The 18,268-nt window shown below is 71.8% G+C and carries 13 protein-coding genes; 10 read left to right on the forward strand and 3 right to left on the reverse strand.

The genetic code is table 11. The features are described from left to right. Nucleotides 1–256: 256 nt before the first annotated feature. Entirely contained in the window at nucleotides 257–3,097 is a 2,841-nt protein-coding gene (gene leuS, locus AB0J90_RS19035; RefSeq protein ID WP_363597769.1) for a leucine--tRNA ligase, read from the forward strand. Nucleotides 3,098–3,234: 137 nt separating this feature from the next. On the opposite strand, the gene AB0J90_RS19040 is transcribed toward leuS, so the two are convergent. The 3 genes from AB0J90_RS19040 to AB0J90_RS19050 form a co-directional block, all read right to left on the reverse strand. Then, nucleotides 3,235–3,933 carry a VTT domain-containing protein gene (locus AB0J90_RS19040; protein ID WP_363597493.1) on the reverse strand — a complete coding sequence of 233 codons (699 nt, stop codon included), beginning with the start codon at nucleotides 3,931–3,933 and terminating at the stop codon, nucleotides 3,235–3,237. Further along, on the reverse strand, nucleotides 3,930–4,634 hold the full coding sequence (locus tag AB0J90_RS19045; RefSeq protein ID WP_363597771.1) for a glutamine amidotransferase: 705 nt from the start codon (nucleotides 4,632–4,634) through the stop codon (nucleotides 3,930–3,932). Before AB0J90_RS19045 ends, AB0J90_RS19040 begins: the two co-directional genes overlap by 4 nt. Nucleotides 4,635–4,701: 67 nt before the next feature. After that, on the reverse strand, nucleotides 4,702–5,949 hold the full coding sequence (locus AB0J90_RS19050; RefSeq protein WP_363597773.1) for a MurT ligase domain-containing protein: 1,248 nt from the start codon (nucleotides 5,947–5,949) through the stop codon (nucleotides 4,702–4,704). Between the two features lie 502 nt (nucleotides 5,950–6,451). On the opposite strand from AB0J90_RS19050, the gene mraZ reads away from it, so the two are divergent. The 9 genes from mraZ to murG all read left to right on the forward strand — a co-directional run bounded on the left by mraZ (nucleotide 6,452) and on the right by murG (nucleotide 18,264). Then, nucleotides 6,452–6,883: a division/cell wall cluster transcriptional repressor MraZ gene (mraZ, locus tag AB0J90_RS19055; RefSeq protein ID WP_121155776.1), complete on the forward strand. Its 432-nt coding sequence runs from the start codon at nucleotides 6,452–6,454 to the stop codon at nucleotides 6,881–6,883. A 207-nt stretch (nucleotides 6,884–7,090) separates the two neighbouring features. Next, complete coding sequence (gene rsmH / locus AB0J90_RS19060) at nucleotides 7,091–8,224, forward strand: 16S rRNA (cytosine(1402)-N(4))-methyltransferase RsmH (protein WP_363597775.1); 1,134 nt, start codon at nucleotides 7,091–7,093, stop codon at nucleotides 8,222–8,224. Continuing rightward, nucleotides 8,221–8,949, forward strand: coding sequence for a hypothetical protein (locus AB0J90_RS19065; RefSeq protein WP_363597495.1), 729 nt, complete (start codon nucleotides 8,221–8,223; stop codon nucleotides 8,947–8,949). Before rsmH ends, AB0J90_RS19065 begins: the two co-directional genes overlap by 4 nt. Before the next feature lies 1 nt (nucleotide 8,950). Further along, the gene (locus tag AB0J90_RS19070) at nucleotides 8,951–11,233 is read left to right on the forward strand and encodes a penicillin-binding transpeptidase domain-containing protein (RefSeq protein ID WP_363597497.1); all 2,283 of its coding nucleotides are present in this window, start codon (nucleotides 8,951–8,953) and stop codon (nucleotides 11,231–11,233) included. A 91-nt stretch (nucleotides 11,234–11,324) separates the two neighbouring features. After that, nucleotides 11,325–12,851: a UDP-N-acetylmuramoyl-L-alanyl-D-glutamate--2,6-diaminopimelate ligase gene (locus tag AB0J90_RS19075; RefSeq protein WP_363597499.1), complete on the forward strand. Its 1,527-nt coding sequence runs from the start codon at nucleotides 11,325–11,327 to the stop codon at nucleotides 12,849–12,851. After that, nucleotides 12,848–14,275, forward strand: coding sequence for a UDP-N-acetylmuramoyl-tripeptide--D-alanyl-D-alanine ligase (murF, locus tag AB0J90_RS19080; protein ID WP_363597501.1), 1,428 nt, complete (start codon nucleotides 12,848–12,850; stop codon nucleotides 14,273–14,275). The genes AB0J90_RS19075 and murF overlap by 4 nt, the downstream gene beginning before the upstream one ends. Then, the gene (gene mraY / locus AB0J90_RS19085) at nucleotides 14,272–15,405 is read left to right on the forward strand and encodes a phospho-N-acetylmuramoyl-pentapeptide-transferase (RefSeq protein WP_363597503.1); all 1,134 of its coding nucleotides are present in this window, start codon (nucleotides 14,272–14,274) and stop codon (nucleotides 15,403–15,405) included. The genes murF and mraY overlap by 4 nt, the downstream gene beginning before the upstream one ends. 325 nt (nucleotides 15,406–15,730) lie before the next feature. After that, nucleotides 15,731–17,158 (forward strand): putative peptidoglycan glycosyltransferase FtsW, encoded by a 1,428-nt coding sequence (locus AB0J90_RS19090; protein ID WP_363597777.1) that lies wholly within the window; start codon nucleotides 15,731–15,733, stop codon nucleotides 17,156–17,158. After that, a complete protein-coding gene (gene murG, locus AB0J90_RS19095) occupies nucleotides 17,158–18,264 on the forward strand; it encodes an undecaprenyldiphospho-muramoylpentapeptide beta-N-acetylglucosaminyltransferase (protein WP_363597505.1) in 1,107 nt (368 codons plus the stop codon). The genes AB0J90_RS19090 and murG overlap by 1 nt, the downstream gene beginning before the upstream one ends. Nucleotides 18,265–18,268 lie beyond the last annotated feature (4 nt).

Consider the following 18,268-nt stretch of genomic DNA (forward strand, 5'->3'; position numbering starts at 1 on the left):
CCCGGTGGCCGGTCGGCCCCGTACCGGCGACCCGTGGAACCAGGCGCGACAGCCTGACGGGTGGAGGCGTAGACTGCGAGGCATGGCCCGGGCCTACCTGCTTCTTAGTGAGCCGTGCTGACGCCACTGAGCGCGACAGCACGGCTACCCCTCCTGCGTGAGGGGCTTTTTTATGCCCGGAAAAGCATGCCCTGAAATGCGAAACGTGCCCGTGTACGCACAACGGTGAGCGCGGCGAGGAGAAGACGTGACTGACATGGCCGAGCCGGCGGCGGACACCCCGCCCTTCCGGTACACCGCCGGACTGGCGGGGGAGATCGAGCAGCGCTGGCAGGACCGCTGGGAGAAGTGGGGCACGTTCCACGCGCCGAACCCGGTGGGGCCGCTCGCCGACCCGGACCACCCACGGGCGGGTGCGGAGAAGCTGTACGTGCTGGACATGTTCCCGTACCCGTCTGGTGCCGGGCTGCACGTCGGGCACCCGCTGGGCTACATCGGCACCGACTCGTACGCCCGCTACCAGCGGATGGCCGGTCGTAATGTGCTGCACGCGATGGGCTTCGACGCGTTCGGGCTGCCGGCCGAGCAGTACGCGGTGCAGACCGGCACCCACCCCCGGACCACCACCGAGGCGAACATCGAGCGGTACCGGGCGCAGCTGCGCCGGCTGGGCATGGGGCACGACGACCGGCGTTCGGTGGCCACCATCGACGTCGACTTCTACCGCTGGACCCAGTGGATCTTCCTGCAGATCTTCAACTCCTGGTACGACGACGAGGCCCGCCGGGCCCGGCCGATCAGCGAACTGATCGCCGAGTTCGAGTCCGGGATCCGGGCGGTGCCGGGCGGCGGGACCTGGGCCGAGCTGTCCGGGCCGCAGCGCCGGGTGATCGTCGACGACCACCGGCTGGCGTACGTCTCCGAGGCCCCGGTCAACTGGTGTCCGGGTCTGGGCACCGTGCTGGCCAACGAGGAGGTCACCGCCGACGGGCGCTCCGACCGGGGCAACTTCCCCGTGTTCAAGCGGAACCTGAAGCAGTGGAAGATGCGGATCACCGCGTACGGCGACCGGCTGCTGGAGGATCTGGACCGGCTGGACTGGCCGGAGCCGATCAAGCTGATGCAGCGCAACTGGATCGGCCGCTCGGTCGGCGCGCACATCGACTTCCCGGTGGTCCCCGCCGACGTGGCGCCGGTCCGGGTCTTCACCACCCGCCCGGACACCATCTTCGGCGCGACCTACGTGGTGCTGGCGCCCGAGCATGAGCTGGTGGACCAGCTGGTCGCGTCGGCCTGGCCGGACGGGACGAAGGACGCCTGGACCGGTGGGCACGCCAACCCGAGGGTCGCGGTCGAGGCCTACCGGAAGGCGGCGGCGGCCAAGACCGACGTGGAGCGGCAGGCCGACACCAAGGAGAAGACCGGTGTCTTCGTCGGCGCGTACGCCACCAACCCGGTCACCGGTGCGCCGATCCCGATCTTCATCGCGGACTACGTACTGGCCGGTTACGGCACCGGGGCGATCATGGCGGTGCCCGGTCAGGACGAGCGGGACTGGGCCTTCGCCGAGGTCTTCGACCTGCCGATCGTCCGTACCGTGCAGCCGTCGGCCGGCTTCGACGGCAAGGCGTACACCGGGGACGGCCCGGCGATCAACAGCACCGCGCCGGACGGCGGCCTGAGCCTGGACGGCCTGGCCGTCACCGAGGCCAAGGCCAGGATTATCGAATGGCTGGAGACCAACGGGTACGGCCAGGGCGCGGTCACCTTCCGGCTGCGCGACTGGCTGTTCAGCCGCCAGCGCTACTGGGGCGAGCCGTTCCCGATCGTCTACGACGAGGCCGGCACCCCGATCGCGCTGCCGGAGTCGATGCTGCCGGTCGAGCTGCCCGAGGTGGAGGACTTCTCGCCGCGCACCTTCGACCCGAACGACGCCGCCTCGAACCCGGAGACGCCGCTGTCGCGCAAGGCGGACTGGGTGGAGGTGGAGCTGGACCTGGGTGACGGGCCGAAGCGCTACACCCGTGAGACGAACGTGATGCCACAGTGGGCCGGCTCCTGCTGGTACGAGCTGCGCTACCTGGACCCGACCAACGAGACCCGGTTCGTCGACCCGGACAACGAGGCCTACTGGATGGGGCCGCGTGGCGGCAACGACCCCGGTGGCACCGACCTGTACGTCGGCGGCGCCGAGCACGCCGTACTGCACCTGCTGTACGCCCGGTTCTGGCACAAGGTCCTGTACGACCTGGGGCACGTCTCCTCGGTCGAGCCGTTCCGCAAGCTGTTCAACCAGGGCATGATCCAGGCGTACGCGTACACCGACGAGCGGGAGCGCTACGTCGAGGCCGCCGAGGTGGTCGAGCGGGACGGCTCCTGGTTCCACGGTGACAACCAGGTCACCCGCGAGTACGGCAAGATGGGCAAGTCGCTGCGGAACGTGGTCACCCCGGACGACATGTGCGCGGCGTACGGCGCGGACACCTTCCGGGTGTACGAGATGTCGATGGGTCCGCTGGAGGTCTCCCGCCCGTGGGAGACCCGTGCGGTGGTCGGGTCGTACCGGTTCCTGCAGCGGGTGTGGCGGGCGCTGGTCGACGAGAACAGCGGCGCCTCCCGGGTGGTGGAGTCACCGGCCGACGAGCCGACCCGGCGGCTGCTGCACAAGACCATCGACGGCGTACGGGCCGACATGGACGGGATCCGGTTCAACACCGCGATCGCCAAGCTGATCGAGCTGACCAACGGGCTGACCCGGCTGGCCGGCACGCCCCGCGAGGTGGCCGAGCCGCTGGTGCTGATGCTGGCCCCGTTCGCCCCGCACATCGCCGAGGAGCTGTGGCAGCGGCTGGGCCACGACACCTCGCTGACGTACGCGTCGTTCCCGGTGGCCGACCCGGCCCTGCTGGTGGCCGACACGGTGACCTATCCGGTGCAGATCAACGGCAAGGTCCGCGGCCGGATCGAGGTCCCCGCCGACGCCACCGAGGAAACCGTCCGTACCGCCGCCCTGGCCGCCATCGCCGACCAACTGGCCGGCAAGGAACCCCGCAAGGTCATCGTCGTCCCCAACCGCATGATCAGCATCGTCACCTAACCCCCCCCGTCCCCCCCGTCCCCCCCGTCCCCCCGTCCGGGGCCCCGTCGATCTTGCAGTTGTGGCGGTGCCCGTATCACTCGAAACGGCGTGATACGGGCACCACAACTGCAAGATCGACGGGAGGGGTGGGGGTGTTACGGGGAGGGGGGCGTGGGGCGGTGGCGGCGGTGGGATAGTTCGGCTCGGCGCCAGCGGGTGATGAGGACCGCGGCGGCGACGAGGCCGAAGCTGGCGGGCGCCACCGCGAGCCAGTTGAACTCGTCCGGGTCCGCCACGGCGGCACCGATCGCGGCGTAGCCGAAAGCGGACGGGATCGTGGCCAGCACGCTGCCGATCAGGAACGGGACCACCCGGGCGCCGGTGGTGCCGTAGCCGTAGCTGACCAGCCCGAACCCGCCGACCGGCAACAGCCGTACGGTGATCACCCCGAGCACGCTCTGCCGGCTGAACCAGCCGTCGAGGCGGGCCAGGCGGCCGCGTACCCGTTCGGCGACGAAGTCGCGGCCGAGCATCCGGCCGACGGTGAAGCCGAGCGCGGCGGCGACCAGCGCGGCGGCCAGGGTGTAGCCGGCACCGCCGAGCGGGCCGAACAGCGCACCCCAGGCCACGGTGATCAGGGTCCGGGGGACCAGGGCCACCATCAGCAGCGCGCCACCGAGCACCGCGGCCACCGGTGCGGCCGGACCGAGCCGGTCCACCAGCCGGGGCGCCGCCGCCAGATCCGGTTGTATGAACAGCAGCGCCAGGCCGAAGAGCCCCAGGATGAGCAGCAGCGACCCGAACCGCACGACCGACCGCTGCCGCAGCAGCCGCCGGAGGTGCGGGACGGTCACGATCGGGCGGCGGCCACGCCGGCCACCCGCTCGGCCCGTAGTCGCTCCTGCCAGGTGTCGTCGAGCGGCGGCAGGTTGCTGACCCCGGTGGCCCAGCGCAACAGCAGGTCGGCCAGGGCCGGGTTGCGGGCCAGCGCCGGCCCGTGGGAGTACGTACCGAGCAGTTTCCCGCGCCATGCGCCCTCGCTGCTGCCGTCGTTGCCGATACCGGTGCTGACCCGGGCCAGCGCGGAGACGCCGGGGCCCAGGTGGGTTCGTCCGCCGTGGTTCTCGAAACCGCTCAGCGGCGGCAGCCCGAGACGGGGGTCGATCTCACCGGCGAGTTCACCGACGGCCCGCGACGGCCCCCGGTCCGAGTGCAGGTCCAGCAGGTCCAGCCCGGCGCACTTGGTGCCCTTGGCGAAGAACGAGCCGCCGAGCAACTGGTAGCCGGCGCAGACCGCGAAGACGACCGAGCCCTGGGCGACCGCCCGGTGCAGGCCGCCGTCGGCGATCAGTCGCTGCGCGCCGAGCGCCTGTGGCCCGTCCTCACCGCCGCCGAGCAGGTAGATGTCGGCGGTGGTGGGCAGTGGTTGGTCGGACCGGACCTCGATCGTCTCCACCGGCATGCCGCGCTGCTGCGCCCGGCGGGCCAGGATCAGCATGTTGCCCCGGTCGCCGTACGTGGAGAGCAGGTCCGGGTAGAGCCAGGCGATCCGCAGCGTGCTCTCCGAGCCGCTGGGCGATTCCGTCGCGTAACCGCTGGGCCGGTCGACCGGGAAGTACGAGTTAGTTGACACGGTCCAACTCCGCTCGGATGTCCTGGAAGGCGGTGTAGTTCGCGATCACCTCGAGTCGTCCCGGCGGTACCGCCGAAATCGCCTCGGTGAAGGTCTGTACGTGTCGGAACGGCACCTGGTTCACGTCCAACCGGACCGCCAGGTCGTACGCCCGGTCGCCGGTGATCAGCACCTGCCGGCCGCGCAGCGGCGCGAAGTCCACGTCGAACAGCCACGAGGTGTCCAGCCCGTCGGGGTCGCGGGCGTTGATGGACAGCAGGGTCGGCGCCTCGTCGGCCATGTCGAAGGCCTCCAGCCAGCTCGCCGGGTTCTTCGCCAGCAGCAGCCGGATGTTGCGCCCGTCGCGGACGACCTGGGCGTACCGGCCGGCGACCGAGGCGACCCCGCCGAGCCGGCTCACCGCGTCGGCCGGCCGTACGCCGAACTCGGCGGCCACGGCCAGCGCGGTGGCCGAGTTGCCGAGGTTGACCCGGCCGGGGAGCTGGAGCACCACCTTGTGCCAGGCGCCGGACGGGTCGAGCACACCGTCGTCCTCGACCACCCACTGCGGCTCGGGTCGGCGCAGCCAGCAGCCGGTGCACCACCACTGGTCCTGGGCCCGCTCGATCGGCGAGCCGCACTCGGGGCAGACCCACGAGTCGTCGTGCCAACGCTGACCGGCGCTGAACCAGGTGACCGTCGGGGTCTTCAGCGCCCCGCTGCGGTTCTCCGGCGGGGTCGCGGCCCAGACCACCATCGGGTCGTCGGCGTTGGCCACCACCCGCAGCTCCGGGTACCGCACCAGGGCGGACCGCCAGAGCTGGGCCATCATGCTGACCTCCTTGGCCCGGTCGAGCTGGTCCCGGGACAGGTTGAGCAGGGCGACCACGTGCGGCTCGGTGGCCTCGAGGACCTGCGCCAGGTAGTGCTCGTCGACCTCCAGCACCGCGTACGGGGTGTTGCCCGCCTTGGCCAGCGCGGAGGTGTGCCCGCTGGGCATGTTGGCGCCGAAGGAGTTGGTGGCCACCGGGCCGAGGACGCCCACGGCGGCGGCGGTCAGTCGGGTGGTGGTGGTCTTGCCGTTGGTCCCGGAGATGAGGGCGATGGCCCGGCCGGCCGACAGGTGCGCCAGCAGGTCCGGGTCGATCTTCAGGCCGATCCAGCCGCCGATCACCGAGCCGTCGCCGCGGCCGGCGGCCCGGGACAGCGCCGCCGCCGTACGCGACACGGAGCTGGCCACCTTCGCCCGCAGGGGCATTCTCGCGTCCGTCACGCGAGCGAGGTTACCGGACAGCGACGGTGCCCAGACCGTCGCACGAGGCGTTCGGTCGCGGGCGACCGCTCGGCCTGGCCGGCGAGGCCGCCGACCGACTCCTCCACTTTCCGCCCCACCATTTTTCTCCCTCCACCTTTCTCCCCACTTTCCTCCCCGGAGCGGGTTCGCGCGCGCGATGCGGCGGTGATGGTCGGCGCAACGGCACTCGAAAGCGCGTGGCGAGTACGGGGGCGGGCGTACTCGCGGTCGCTTTTGATCTTTGTCGGAAAGCGGACGCCGGGAGGGCGGGCGAGCGCCCTCCACTTCGCACCACCCCCTCTGACGTGCAGTTTTGCGAATGACACCGTCGTGGTTTCCCTGCGTTTCCGGTTGCGGGTGGAGGGAAGTGGAGTAGAGTGGGGCCCAATGGTGGGGCCGGGAGGGCCCGCCGGCCCGGGGGACAGCGGCGCCGCGAACGCCGCTGCAAGGGCGAGGGGGTTGAGCCGTGTTTCTCGGCACTCATACCCCGCGCCTGGACGAAAAGGGCCGGCTGATTCTTCCGGCCAAGTTCCGGGACGAGCTGGCGGGAGGTGTCGTGATCACGAAAGGGCAGGAGCGCTGCCTGTACGTCTTTCCGACGCCCGAGTTCCAGCGGATCGCGGATCAGCTGCGCGAGCAGCCCATGACGCACAAGGCCGCCCGGGCGTACAGCCGGGTGTTCTTCGCCAGCGCGCACGACGAGGTGCCGGACAAGCAGGGCCGGGTGACTATTCCGGGCCACCTGCGGGAATACGCGGCGCTCGACCGGGAGCTGGTGGTCATCGGCGCCAGCACCAGGGTGGAGATCTGGGACAAGCGCGCCTGGGAGACCTACCTCGCGGAAAGCGAAGACGACTTCGCCGACATCGAGGAGGGGGTGTTGCCCGGCGGGCTGTAGGGCGGGCCAACACGCCCGACGTACTGCGAGATCTCCAGCCGCTCCTGTTCCTGGCGCCTCTTCCCCGGTGCCAGGCGCGCGATCCGCTGACCGGCCCTTACCAGGGGCGGGTCGACGGGCCAGAGCGGATGGGGATCTGGCGGTATGACGAGCGGTTGACAGCATACAGGCGTGAACAGAGAAGGAAGCCGGTCAGTGGGGGTCGACATGGGGGAGCTGCGCGGCACGCACGTGCCGGTGTTGCTTGAGCGGTGTCTCGAGCTGCTCGCCCCCGCGCTGGACCGGGGCGACCGTACGGTCCATGTCGACGCGACGCTCGGCCTCGCCGGCCACGCCGAGGCGGTGCTGGCCGCGTACCCGCGGACGATCCTGATCGGGCTCGACCGTGACCCCGAGGCCCTGGCACACGCTCGGGCCCGGCTGGCCCGGTACGCCGACCGGATCCACCTGGTGCACGCGGTCTACGACGAGCTGCCCGACGTGCTCGACCGGCTCGGTTATCCCGAGGTCGACGGCGTGCTGTTCGACCTCGGGGTGTCGTCGCTGCAACTCGACGCGCCCGACCGCGGGTTCGCCTACGCCCAGGACGCGCCGCTGGACATGCGGATGGACCAGACCCGTGGGGTGACCGCGGAGGAGATCGTCAACAGCTACTCGCACGGTGAACTCGCCCGGGTGCTCCGGCTCTACGGCGAGGAGCGGTTCGCCGGGCGGATCGCCTCGGCGATCATCCGGGAGCGGGAGCGGTCCCGGATCACCTCCTCGGCGTTCCTCGCCGAACTGGTTCGGGACTCGATCCCGGCGGCGGCCCGTCGTACCGGTGGGCATCCGGCGAAAAGATCGTTTCAAGCGTTGCGGATCGAGGTAAACCGGGAGCTGGCCGCGCTGGAGACAGCGTTGCCGTCCGCGTTGGACGCGCTCACGGTGGGCGGTCGGCTGGTGGTGCTGTCGTACCACTCGCTGGAGGACCGGATCACCAAGCAGGCGTTCGCCGGTCGGGCCCGGAGCACGGGTCCGGTCGACCTGCCGGTCGAACTGCCCGGCACCGGCCCGACGCTGCGGTTGCTCAACCGCAGCGCGGAGTTGCCGAGCGAGGCGGAGGTGGCGGCCAATCCGCGGGCCGCCTCGGTGCGACTGCGGGCAGCGGAACGGATCGATCCGGACCGGGCGACCGGGCCGGCGGAGAGCAGGCGGGCCGACCGCGAACGGCCCCGTCGACGGGTGAAGGCATTGCACGCCCCCGGTGCCGTGGCGCCGGGACGGTCCAACGTGGACCGGGAGAAGGGGCCATCGGGGCCAGGGGACGAAGGCGGGACGGCAGTAGAGGGGGAGGGATCATGAACGTCAACAAGCGCGACCACCGGGACCACACCGGCGCGGAGCAGCGCACACCACGGTCGGGGGGCCGGACCGTGGCGGAGCGGGCGACGACCGAGCGGACCACCCGGACGGCCCGGTCGGTGCCGGGTCAGCAGACTCGTGCCCGGGGGGCGCGCGAGTTTCCGGCGCAGGGGAGTTTTCCGACCCAGGGCAGCGCCGCGCTCCGTGCCCCGGAGCTGTCGCCGGCACGGGACCACGCCGAGCGGGCACGCGAGCGGGCCCGGGTAGCGCATCCGGCGGGGGCGGACCGGGCCGACGGCGCGGCCGCGCGGGCCCGGGAGGCACACCCGGCCGGTAGCGGCCGGGTCGAGGCGCCGCGGCTGCGGGTCGCTCCGCCGATGCCGGTGAGCGTGCCGCGGGCGCCTTTCGTCGGGCTGATCCTGGCGGTCGTCGTCGGTGGGGTGCTCGGGGTGCTGGTGGTCAACACCAAGATCAACGAGAACGCCATCCGGTTGGACAAGCTGGAGAAACAGCAGGCCACGCTCGACCTCCAGGAGCAGCAGCTGGACAAGGAGATCGCCGACGCGCAGGCACCGGGCAACCTGGTCGCCCAGGCCCGCAAGCTGGGCCTGGTGGAGTCCGGTCCGCCGGCCTTCATCCGGCTGCCCGACGGCCGGGTGATCGGCGTACCGCAGCCGGCCGGGGGTCAGCCGGCCATCACCAGTCAGCAGAACGCGGGGGGTTAGCGTGTCGCCACGCTCCGATGAACCGCGCCGGGACGGGTCAGCGTCCCGGCGCGGTTCGTCCCAGGCCGGCTCGGAGCGGGACACCGGAGCACGTGGTGCCAACCGGGACGCCGCCGGACGCGGCACCAACCGGGATGCCTCGGCGAGGGGCACCGGCCGGGGCAGCGCCGCCGACGGCGAGCAGGGCCTCGGCGGGATCTCCGGCGCGCGGGCGTACACCCCTCGGGGTCGTACCCTGCGGGACGCGCCCGAGCTGCGCCGTACGCCCAGGTCCACCCGCTCGGCGGACCCGTTCCGGCCCGCGTTGCAGGTGCTCGACGGCGGCCGGACCGGCGGTGGACGGACCCGGCGCGAGGCTCCCGAGCCCACCACCGTGCGCGGAGCCGGCACCGGGCGTCCGGTGCAACCACGCGCCGCCCGCGCCTCCGACGTCGCCAAGCCGGTCCCCGCGCCCCGGCGCCGCACCGCCACCGCCGGCAGTTCCGCCCGGCCCGGCACCGCACCGCGTCGGCTGCCGCGCAAGCCGAAGCAACCGCCCCGGCTGGCCGACTCGCGCCGCCGGCTCCGGCTGGGCACCCTGCTCGCGCTCGCCCTCTTCGCCACCATCGGCATCCGGCTCATCGTGCTGCAGGTCGTGCAGACCCCGGCGTACGCCGAGGGCGGCGTCACCGACCGGCTCCGGCCGGTGATCCTCGCCGCCCCGCGGGGTGCGATCTACGACCGCTCCGGCGCGGTGCTGGCGCACAGCGTCGAGGCCCGCTACGTCTACGCCGACCCGAGCCTGGTGACGGACCCCGCCGGTACCGCCGACAAGCTGTCGCCGCTGCTGGGCATCCCGCGCTCCACCCTGATGGCGGACCTGGCCAAGAAGAAGACCCCGGACGGCTTCGTCTCCCAGTTCCAGTACCTGGCCCGAGGGGTCGAGATCGACACCGCCAAGAAGATCATGGACCTCAACCTGGAGGGCATCAACACCGGCCAGGACGAGCGGCGGGAGGTGCCCGGCGGCGATCTGGCAGCCAACCTGATCGGCTTCATCGGGGAGGACATGACCGGGCTGGAAGGCATCGAGGCCCGGTACGACGAACTGCTGCGCGGGGTCAACGGCAAGCGGGTCTACGAGGCCGGTCGGGGCGATCTGAACAGCCCCATCCCCGGCGGCTACGACAAGATCACTCCGGCCAAGCCGGGCAGCTCGCTGGGGCTGACCATCGACCGCGACCTCCAGTACGAGTGCCAGCGGATGCTCAGCGCGTCCGCCCGGGAGGAGAAGGCCACCGTCGCCGCCGCCCTGGTGATCGAGGTCAAGACCGGTGCGGTCCTCTGTCAGGCCAGCCACCCCACCTACAGCGCGGCCGACTGGAAGAAGAGCGAGCCGACCGACCGGGAGGACGCGGCGACCAGCTTCGTCGTCGACCCCGGCTCGGTGCACAAGGCGATCACCTTCGCGGCGGCGTTGCAGGAGGGCGTGATCAAGCCCGGTGACACCATCACGGTCAACAACACCATCAACAAGGGCGGCAAACGCTTCGAGGACACCCACCTGCTGCCGCCCGGCGTCAAGCAGGCCCAGATGAGCCTGCCCGGCATCCTGGCCTACTCGTCCAACGTCGGCACGATCAAGATCGCGGACCGGTTGGGCCCGCAGAAGCTCTACGACTACCAGCGCAAGTTCGGGCTGGGCGAGGCGACCGGTGAGGGGGTGCCGGGCGAGGCCACCGGCCGGGTGCTCCCGCCGGACCAGTGGAGCGCCAGCTCGTACGGGTCGATCCCGATCGGGCACAGTGTCGACGCCACGCCGCTGCAGATGGCCGCCGCGTACGCCGCGATCGCCAACAACGGCACCTGGATCCAGCCGCACCTGGTCAAGGAAACCATCGCGCCCGACGGCACCCGCAAGCCTGCCCCCGCACCGCAGACCCGGCAGGTGATCAGCCCGGAGAACGCGGCCGCGTTACGGGAGATGCTGGAGGCGGTGGTGACCGTGCCGGACGCCACCGGAGTCAAGGGCGCGGTCCCCGGTTACCGGGTGGCCGGCAAGACCGGCACCGGCTTGCGAGTGCTCAACGGCTCGTACGCCCCCGGCGAGGTCGCCTCGTTCATCGGCATGGCCCCGGCGGAGCAACCCCGGTACGTCGTCGCGGTGTTCGCGTACACCCCGGGTGGTGGCGGTGGCGACGTCTCCGCCCCGGTGTTCAAGAAGATCATGAACTTCGCCCTGACCCACTACCGCGTGCCCCAAACGGGGACCAAACCGCCGAAGTTTGTTGTCTATCCCCGCTGACCGGCCAATACGGGACATCATCGGTGGGTGCGGGCAAACCACCGGGGCGGCTGTGTGGTGCGGGTCCCTCGACCCGGTAGGGTCTGACGCCGTGCCCGGCAATCCACGTCCACGCACGGTGATTCCGATCCGGCTCCGCGAACTCGCCGACCGGCTCGGGATCCAACCGCCTGACGACTCCGCCCTGGCGGTGACCGGGGTGACCCACGCCAGTGGCGAGGTCCGACCCGGTGACCTCTACGCGGCGCTGCCCGGATCACGCCGACACGGCGCGGAGTTCGTGTCGGCGGCGGTCGCGGCGGGTGCGGTGGCCGTACTGACCGATCCGGAGGGGACCCCGGCCGCGATCGCCGCCGGACTCCCGGTGCTGGTCGTACCGGACCCCCGCGCGGTGCTCGGCACCGTGGCCGCCGCGGTCTACGGCGAGCCCACCGCCGGGCTGATCATGATCGGCATCACCGGTACCGCCGGCAAGACCTCCACCGCGTACCTGGTCGAGTCGGGGCTGCGGGCCGCGGGCCACGTCACCGGCCTGATCGGCACGGTGGAGACCCGGCTCGGTGACCTGCGGGTGGACAGCGTACGGACCACGCCGGAGGCCACCGACCTGCACGCCATGCTCGCCGCCGCGCGGGAGCAGGGGGTGACCGCGGTGGTGATGGAGGTTTCCAGCCACGCGCTGGCCATGGGGCGGGTCGGCGGGGTCCGGTTCACCGCCGGTGGCTACACCAACTTCGGCCAGGACCACCTGGACTTCCACACCGACGCGGACGACTACTTCGCGGCCAAGGCCCGGCTGTTCGACGGCCGGTGCGACGTCGAGGTGCTCAACCTCGACGACAAGGCGCTGCGCCCGCTGTTCAAGCCGGCCACGGTCAGCTACTCGGCCGCCGGTGACCCGGACGCCACCTGGCGGGCCGCCGGGATCAGCGGCTCGGGTTACGCCCAGCGGTTCACCGTCCTCGGCCCGGACGGACTGGCGCTGGACACGACGGTGGCGCTGCCCGGTCGGCACAACGTGGCCAACGCGCTGCTCGCGATCGCCCTGCTGGCCGCCGCCGACGTGGACCCGGCGACCGCGACGGCCGGCGTGGCCGCGTGCGCGGGGGTGCCGGGCCGGCTGGAGCTGGTCGAGGCGCCCGGTCCGGTACGCGGGGTGGTCGACTACGCCCACAAACCGGACGCGGTGGTCGCCGTACTGGCCGCGTTGCGTGAACTGACCGCGGGAGGTGGCCGGGTGATCTGCCTGATCGGCGCCGGTGGTGATCGGGACCGGCAGAAACGGCCGGTGATGGGTGCCGCCGCCGCGCGCGGCGCAGACCTGGTCATCGTCACCGACGACAACCCGCGTACCGAGGATCCGGCCGCGATCCGGGCCGAGGTGGTCCTCGGTGCGCAGGCCGTCGGCGACGGCGCCCGGATCCTGGAACTGGCCGGCCGGCGGGCCGCCATCGACGAGGCGGTACGGCTGGCCGAGCCCGGCGACGTGATCGCGGTGCTGGGCAAGGGACACGAGCGCGGGCAGGAGGTCGCCGGGCAGGTGCACCCGTTCGACGACAAGGTGGAGCTGGCGGCGGCGCTGACCGCCCGGTTCGGGCACCTGGTGGAGCAGCGATGATCGCCCTCACGCTGGCCGAGGTGGCCGCCGCGGTCGACGGGCGGCTGGTCGGTGCCGACCCGACGACCCGGGTCACCGGACCGGTCGAGTTCGACTCCCGCAAGGTCCGGCCCGGATCGTTGTTCGTCGCGTTTCCCGGCGAGCACGTCGACGGCCACGACTACGCCGCCGCCGCCGTGCAGGCAGGTGCGGTCGCCGTACTCGGCACCCGCGAGGTCGACGGGGTGCCGATGGTGCTGGTCGCCGACGCGCTCACCGCGATGGGGCCGCTGGCCCGCGCGGTGGTGGACCGGCTGCCCGAGCTGACCGTGATCGGGCTGACCGGTTCCTCCGGCAAGACCAGCACCAAGGACCTGGTCGCGCAGCTCGTCTCCCGGCTCGGTCCGACGGTGGCCCCGCCCGGCTCGTTCAACAACGAGCTGGGGCATCCGTACACCGCGTTGCAGGCCGACGAGCAGACCCGTTTCCTGGTGCTGGAGAAGGGCGCCCGGGGCCCCGGGCACGTGCGTTACCTGACCCGGGTGGTGCCGCCCCGGATCGCCGTGGTGCTCAACGTCGGGGTGGCCCACGTCGGCGAGTTCGGCTCGGTCGAGGCGATCGCGCAGGCCAAGGGCGAGCTGGTCGAGGCGTTGCCGGCCGCGGCCGACGGCGGGGTCGCGGTGCTCAACGCCGACGACCCACGCGTACGGGCGATGGCGTCGCGGACCACCGCGCGGGTGGTGCTGGTCGGCGAGGCCGCCGACGCCGAGGTACGCGCCACCGGGGTGACCCTGGACGACCGGGGCCGGGCCTCGTTCCTCCTGGTCACGCCGAACGGGAGCGTGCCGGTACGACTCGGGCTGTCCGGTCGCCACCAGGTGGGCAACGCGCTCGCGGCGGCTGCCGTGGCACTGGAGGTCGGGCTGCCGCTGGCCGACCTGGCGACCGCGCTCGGTGAGCTGCGGCTGGTTTCGACCCGCCGGATGGACGTCTTCGACCGCCCCGACGGCGTGACGGTCATCGACGACTCGTACAACGCGAATCCCGCCTCGATGTCGGCGGCGCTGCGTGCGCTGGCCGAGTTCGGGCGGGACCGCCGGACCGTCGCGGTGCTCGGCTACATGGCCGAGCTTGGCGAGTTCGAGCAGCAGGGACATGATGAGGTCGGCCGGCTCGCGGCCGATCTGGGTGTCGACCGGCTCTTCGTGGTTGGTGACTCGGCGGCGCCGATCCACCACGGGGCGTCGGCGGTAGGTACTTGGGGAGGAGTGTCGGTGCTGGTGACCGATCAGGCGGAGGCGGTGGCCGCGGTACGGGCCCAACTGCGCCCGGGCGACGTGGTCCTCGTGAAGGGCTCGCGCTACCGCACCTGGGAGGTGGTCGACGCGCTGCGCGCCGATGCCACGACGGGGACCGGGAACGGGACCGAAGGGGTTGACGCGTGAGGGCGGTCATCGTCGCGATCGGCGTGGCTTTCCTGGTGTCGCTCCTCGGTACGCCGCTGGCGATCAAGGTGTTCACCAGGCTGAAGGCGGGACAGCCGATCCGGTCTGACGGCCCGGTGATGCACCAGGGCAAGAAGGGCACCCCCACCATGGGCGGGGTGGTCTTCATCATCGCCACGGTGATCGCGTACGTCGCCGGTCACCTGGCCCTGACCACGCTGCCGGGTCAGCAGATCGCCCAGGTGCAGCCGACCATCACCGCGCTGGTCCTGCTGGGCCTGATGGTCTTCGCCGGTGCGGTCGGTTTCATCGACGACTTCCTGAAGGTCCGCAAGCGCAACAGCGCCGGGCTGAACAAGCGCGGCAAGCTGCTCGGGCAGATCCTGGTCGGCGCGGTGTTCGGGGTGATCGCCCTGATGTTCCCGAGCACCATGGAGGACAAGAACGGGGTGCCGACCAACCTCGAGACGGTCGGCAGCACCACGCTCTCCTTCATCCGGGACATCAACGCGCTCGAGGTCGGCAAGGTCGCCTCGGTGATCATCTTCATCTTCGTGGTGATGGCCTCGACCAACGGGGTGAACCTGACCGACGGGCTCGACGGTCTGGCCACCGGCGCCTCGGTGATGGTGCTCGCCGCGTACGCGCTGATCGCGTTCTGGCAGTACCGGCACTGGTGCGCCGACCCCGCCTACAACATCAGGCCCTCGACCTACTGCTACGAGGTACGCGATCCGCTGGAGATAGCCCTGATAGCCGGGGCCGCGGCCGGGGCCTGTGTCGGCTTCCTGTGGTGGAACACCTCCCCGGCGCGGATCTTCATGGGTGACACCGGCGCGCTCGGCCTGGGCGGCTTGATCGGCGGCATGGCGATGTCCACCCGTACGGTGCTGCTCCTGCCGATCATCGGCGGCCTCTTCGTGATCATCACGATGTCGGTGGTGATCCAGATCATCTCGTTCCGGACCACGGGCAAACGTGTGTTCCGGATGTCCCCGCTGCAACACCACTTCGAACTCGCCGGGTGGAGCGAGGTCAATATCGTGGTCCGGTTCTGGATCATCGCCGGGATCGGGGTCGCGATCGCCCTGGGCCTGTTCTACAGCGACTTCCTCGCCGCGGTCGGCTGATCGTCGCCGGGTCGACACCCGGCCCGGCAACGTGTGGGACCGCCCGGTCGACCGGGCGGTCCCACACGTACTCCGGCCCGTCGGTGCCGTCGGGTAGCCGACTCGGATCCGACACGCCGACCGTCCGCCTGCGGTGAGCCGGTGCGGGATGCGTCGATGATGGGCCGATGACTGCGCTGGGTGGGACCCGGGGACCGGCGAGATGACGGGCGAGCAGCCGCGGCAGCCGGCCGCCACCGGACGTACGACGGGATCGGCCGCACCGGGTCCGGCGCGGCCGGGGTCGGTCGGTGCCAACCGATCGGACCTCGACCTGGCCGGCGGCCTGGCCGCGCTGCGGGGCCTGCTGGACCGCCCACTGGCCTCCTACTACCTGCTGCTGTCCAGCGCCGGCCTGCTGCTGGTGATCGGGCTGACCATGGTCTTCTCCGCCACCAGCGTCACCGAGTACGCCGAGGGCGGCAACGCCTTCGGCGCGCTGACCAAGCAGGCCGTCTTCGCGGTGATCGGGCTGGTCGCCTTCTGGGCCTGCCAACGCCTGCCGGCCCGGACCTTCCGTGCCCTGGGCCGGCCGGTGCTCGCCCTGGCGGTGGGCCTGCTGCTGGTGCTCAACGGACTGCTGCTGCTGTTCCCGTACGGGAATCCCGAGGACAAGGAGGGCAAGCTCGGCCCGTTGATGGCCAGCCTGAACTGGCTGCACCTGGGCCCGGTCCAGGTGCAGCCCTCGGAACTGGCGAAGTTCGCCCTGGTGCTGTGGGGCGCCGACCTGATCGCCCGCAAGGGCGCCGCACTGGGTTATTGGCGCGAACTCGCGCTGCCGCTGTTCCCGGTGGTCGGCCTGCTCTTCCTGCTGGTCGGCTACAACGACCTCGGCACCATGCTCTGCCTGCTCGCCGTGGTGGTCGGCCTGCTCTGGGCGGCCGGGGTCCGGATGCGGGTCTTCGCCGCCCTGTCGATGCTCGGGCTGGCCGGGGTCGGCCTGCTGGTCGCCGCCGCCTCCGGTGGCGGCGGGTCGGGCACCGCCGGTGCCGACAACTACCGCCTGCTGCGGCTCACCTCGTTCCTGAACCCGCCGGAGAACTGCGCCGAGGATGCCTGTTACCAGGCCCGGGAGGCGCTGCTCGCGATCGACCACGGCGGCTGGTTCGGCGTCGGGCTGGGCCGCGGCACCGGCAAGTGGAACTGGCTGCCGATGGCGCACAACGACTTCATCTTTGCGGTCGTCGCCGAGGAACTGGGCGTGGTCGGGTGCGCGGTGGTGCTCGCCCTGTTCGCCGTGCTGACGTACAGCGGGTTGCGGATCGCCCGGCGGGTCGACGACCCGTTCCGGCGCCTCGCGGCCGCCGCCGCGACCACCTGGCTGGTCACCCAGGCGATCATCAACGTCGGCGGGGTCACCGGGATGCTGCCGATCACCGGTCTTCCGCTGCCGTTCATCTCCGACGGCGGAAGTGCCCTGGTGGTGACCCTCGCCGCGATCGGCATGCTCGCCTCGTTCGCCCGCGCCGAACCGGATGCCGCCCGAGCGCTGAACGCCCGCCCGCCGGCCCGATGGGTACGACTAGTCTGGGCCCCGTTGCCGCCGCTTTCCACGGGCCGGCGCACGGGATCGAGTCCCGGTGCTGCCGCCCGTGATGCCGAGTCCCGATCGGGTAAGCGGCGCGACGGGCAGGCCCGGCCGGACGGTGGTCGGGCGCCGGGTGGTCGGGCGGCACGGGAGCGTGCCGGCTCGGCGAACGAGAGGAGACGCTGATGGGTCCGCTGCGGTCGGTTGTGCTTGCCGGAGGTGGCACCGGGGGGCATATCTACCCGCTGCTGGCCTTTGCCGACTGCCTGCGCCGTCACGACCCCGGTGTACGGATCACCTGCGTCGGTACGCCGCGTGGCCTGGAGAACGAGCTGATCCCCCCGCACGGGTACGACCTGCGCCAGATCCCGGCGTACCAGCTGCCCCGGTCGATGAACCTGAACCTGCTGCGTACCCCCGACCGGATGTTGAAGGCCTCCCGGGCCGCCGGGAAGGTGCTCGACGAGGTCCGCGCGGACGTGGTGGTCGGCTTCGGCGGGTACGTCTCCGTGCCGGCGTACCTGGCCGCCTGGCGGCGGGAACTGCCGATCGTGATCCACGAGGTGAACGTGCCACCGGGCGTGGCCAACCGGCTCGGCATGAAGTTCACCAAGCACGTCGCGGTGGGCTTCCCGCACCAGCCGCAGCAGGCCGAGTCGCTGCGCGACGCGCGGGTGGTCGGCGTACCGCTGCGCCGGGGCATCACCGGGCTGGACCGGGTGGCCCAGCGGGCCGCCGCCCGGGCGCACTTCGGGCTCCGGCCCGACCTGCCCACCCTCTTCGTCTCCGGCGGTTCGCAGGGCGCCCGCTCGATCAACCTGGCGGTGTCCGGCGCGGCCAAGGAACTGGCCCGCGCCGGGGTGCAGGTGCTGCACGTGATCGGTGCCCGCAACGAGGGCATTTCGGTCCCCAGTGACCTGCCGGTCCCGTACGTGACGCTGCCGTACCTGTCCGAGATGGAACTCGGCTACGCAGCCGCCGACCTGATGCTCTGCCGGGGCGGTGCGATGACGGTCGCCGAGGTCGCCGCGATCGGGCTGCCGGCGATCTACGTGCCGTACCCGCACAGCAACCAGGAGCAGAAGCGCAACGCGCTGCCGGTGGTCGAGGCCGGCGGCGGACTGCTCGTCGACGACTCCGAACTCACCCCGGGCTGGGTCGAGCAGAACGTGCTGCCGCTGGCCCGTGACCCGCGCCGGCTGGCCGCGATGAGCGCCGCGGTCGCGAGCTACGGCCGGCGTGACGGCGACGAGGCGTTGCTGGACTTCGTCTACGAGGCGGTGACCCGGTGACCGG

This window comes from Micromonospora sp. NPDC049523 (assembly GCF_040676775.1).
Lineage (GTDB): Bacteria > Actinomycetota > Actinomycetes > Mycobacteriales > Micromonosporaceae > Micromonospora_G.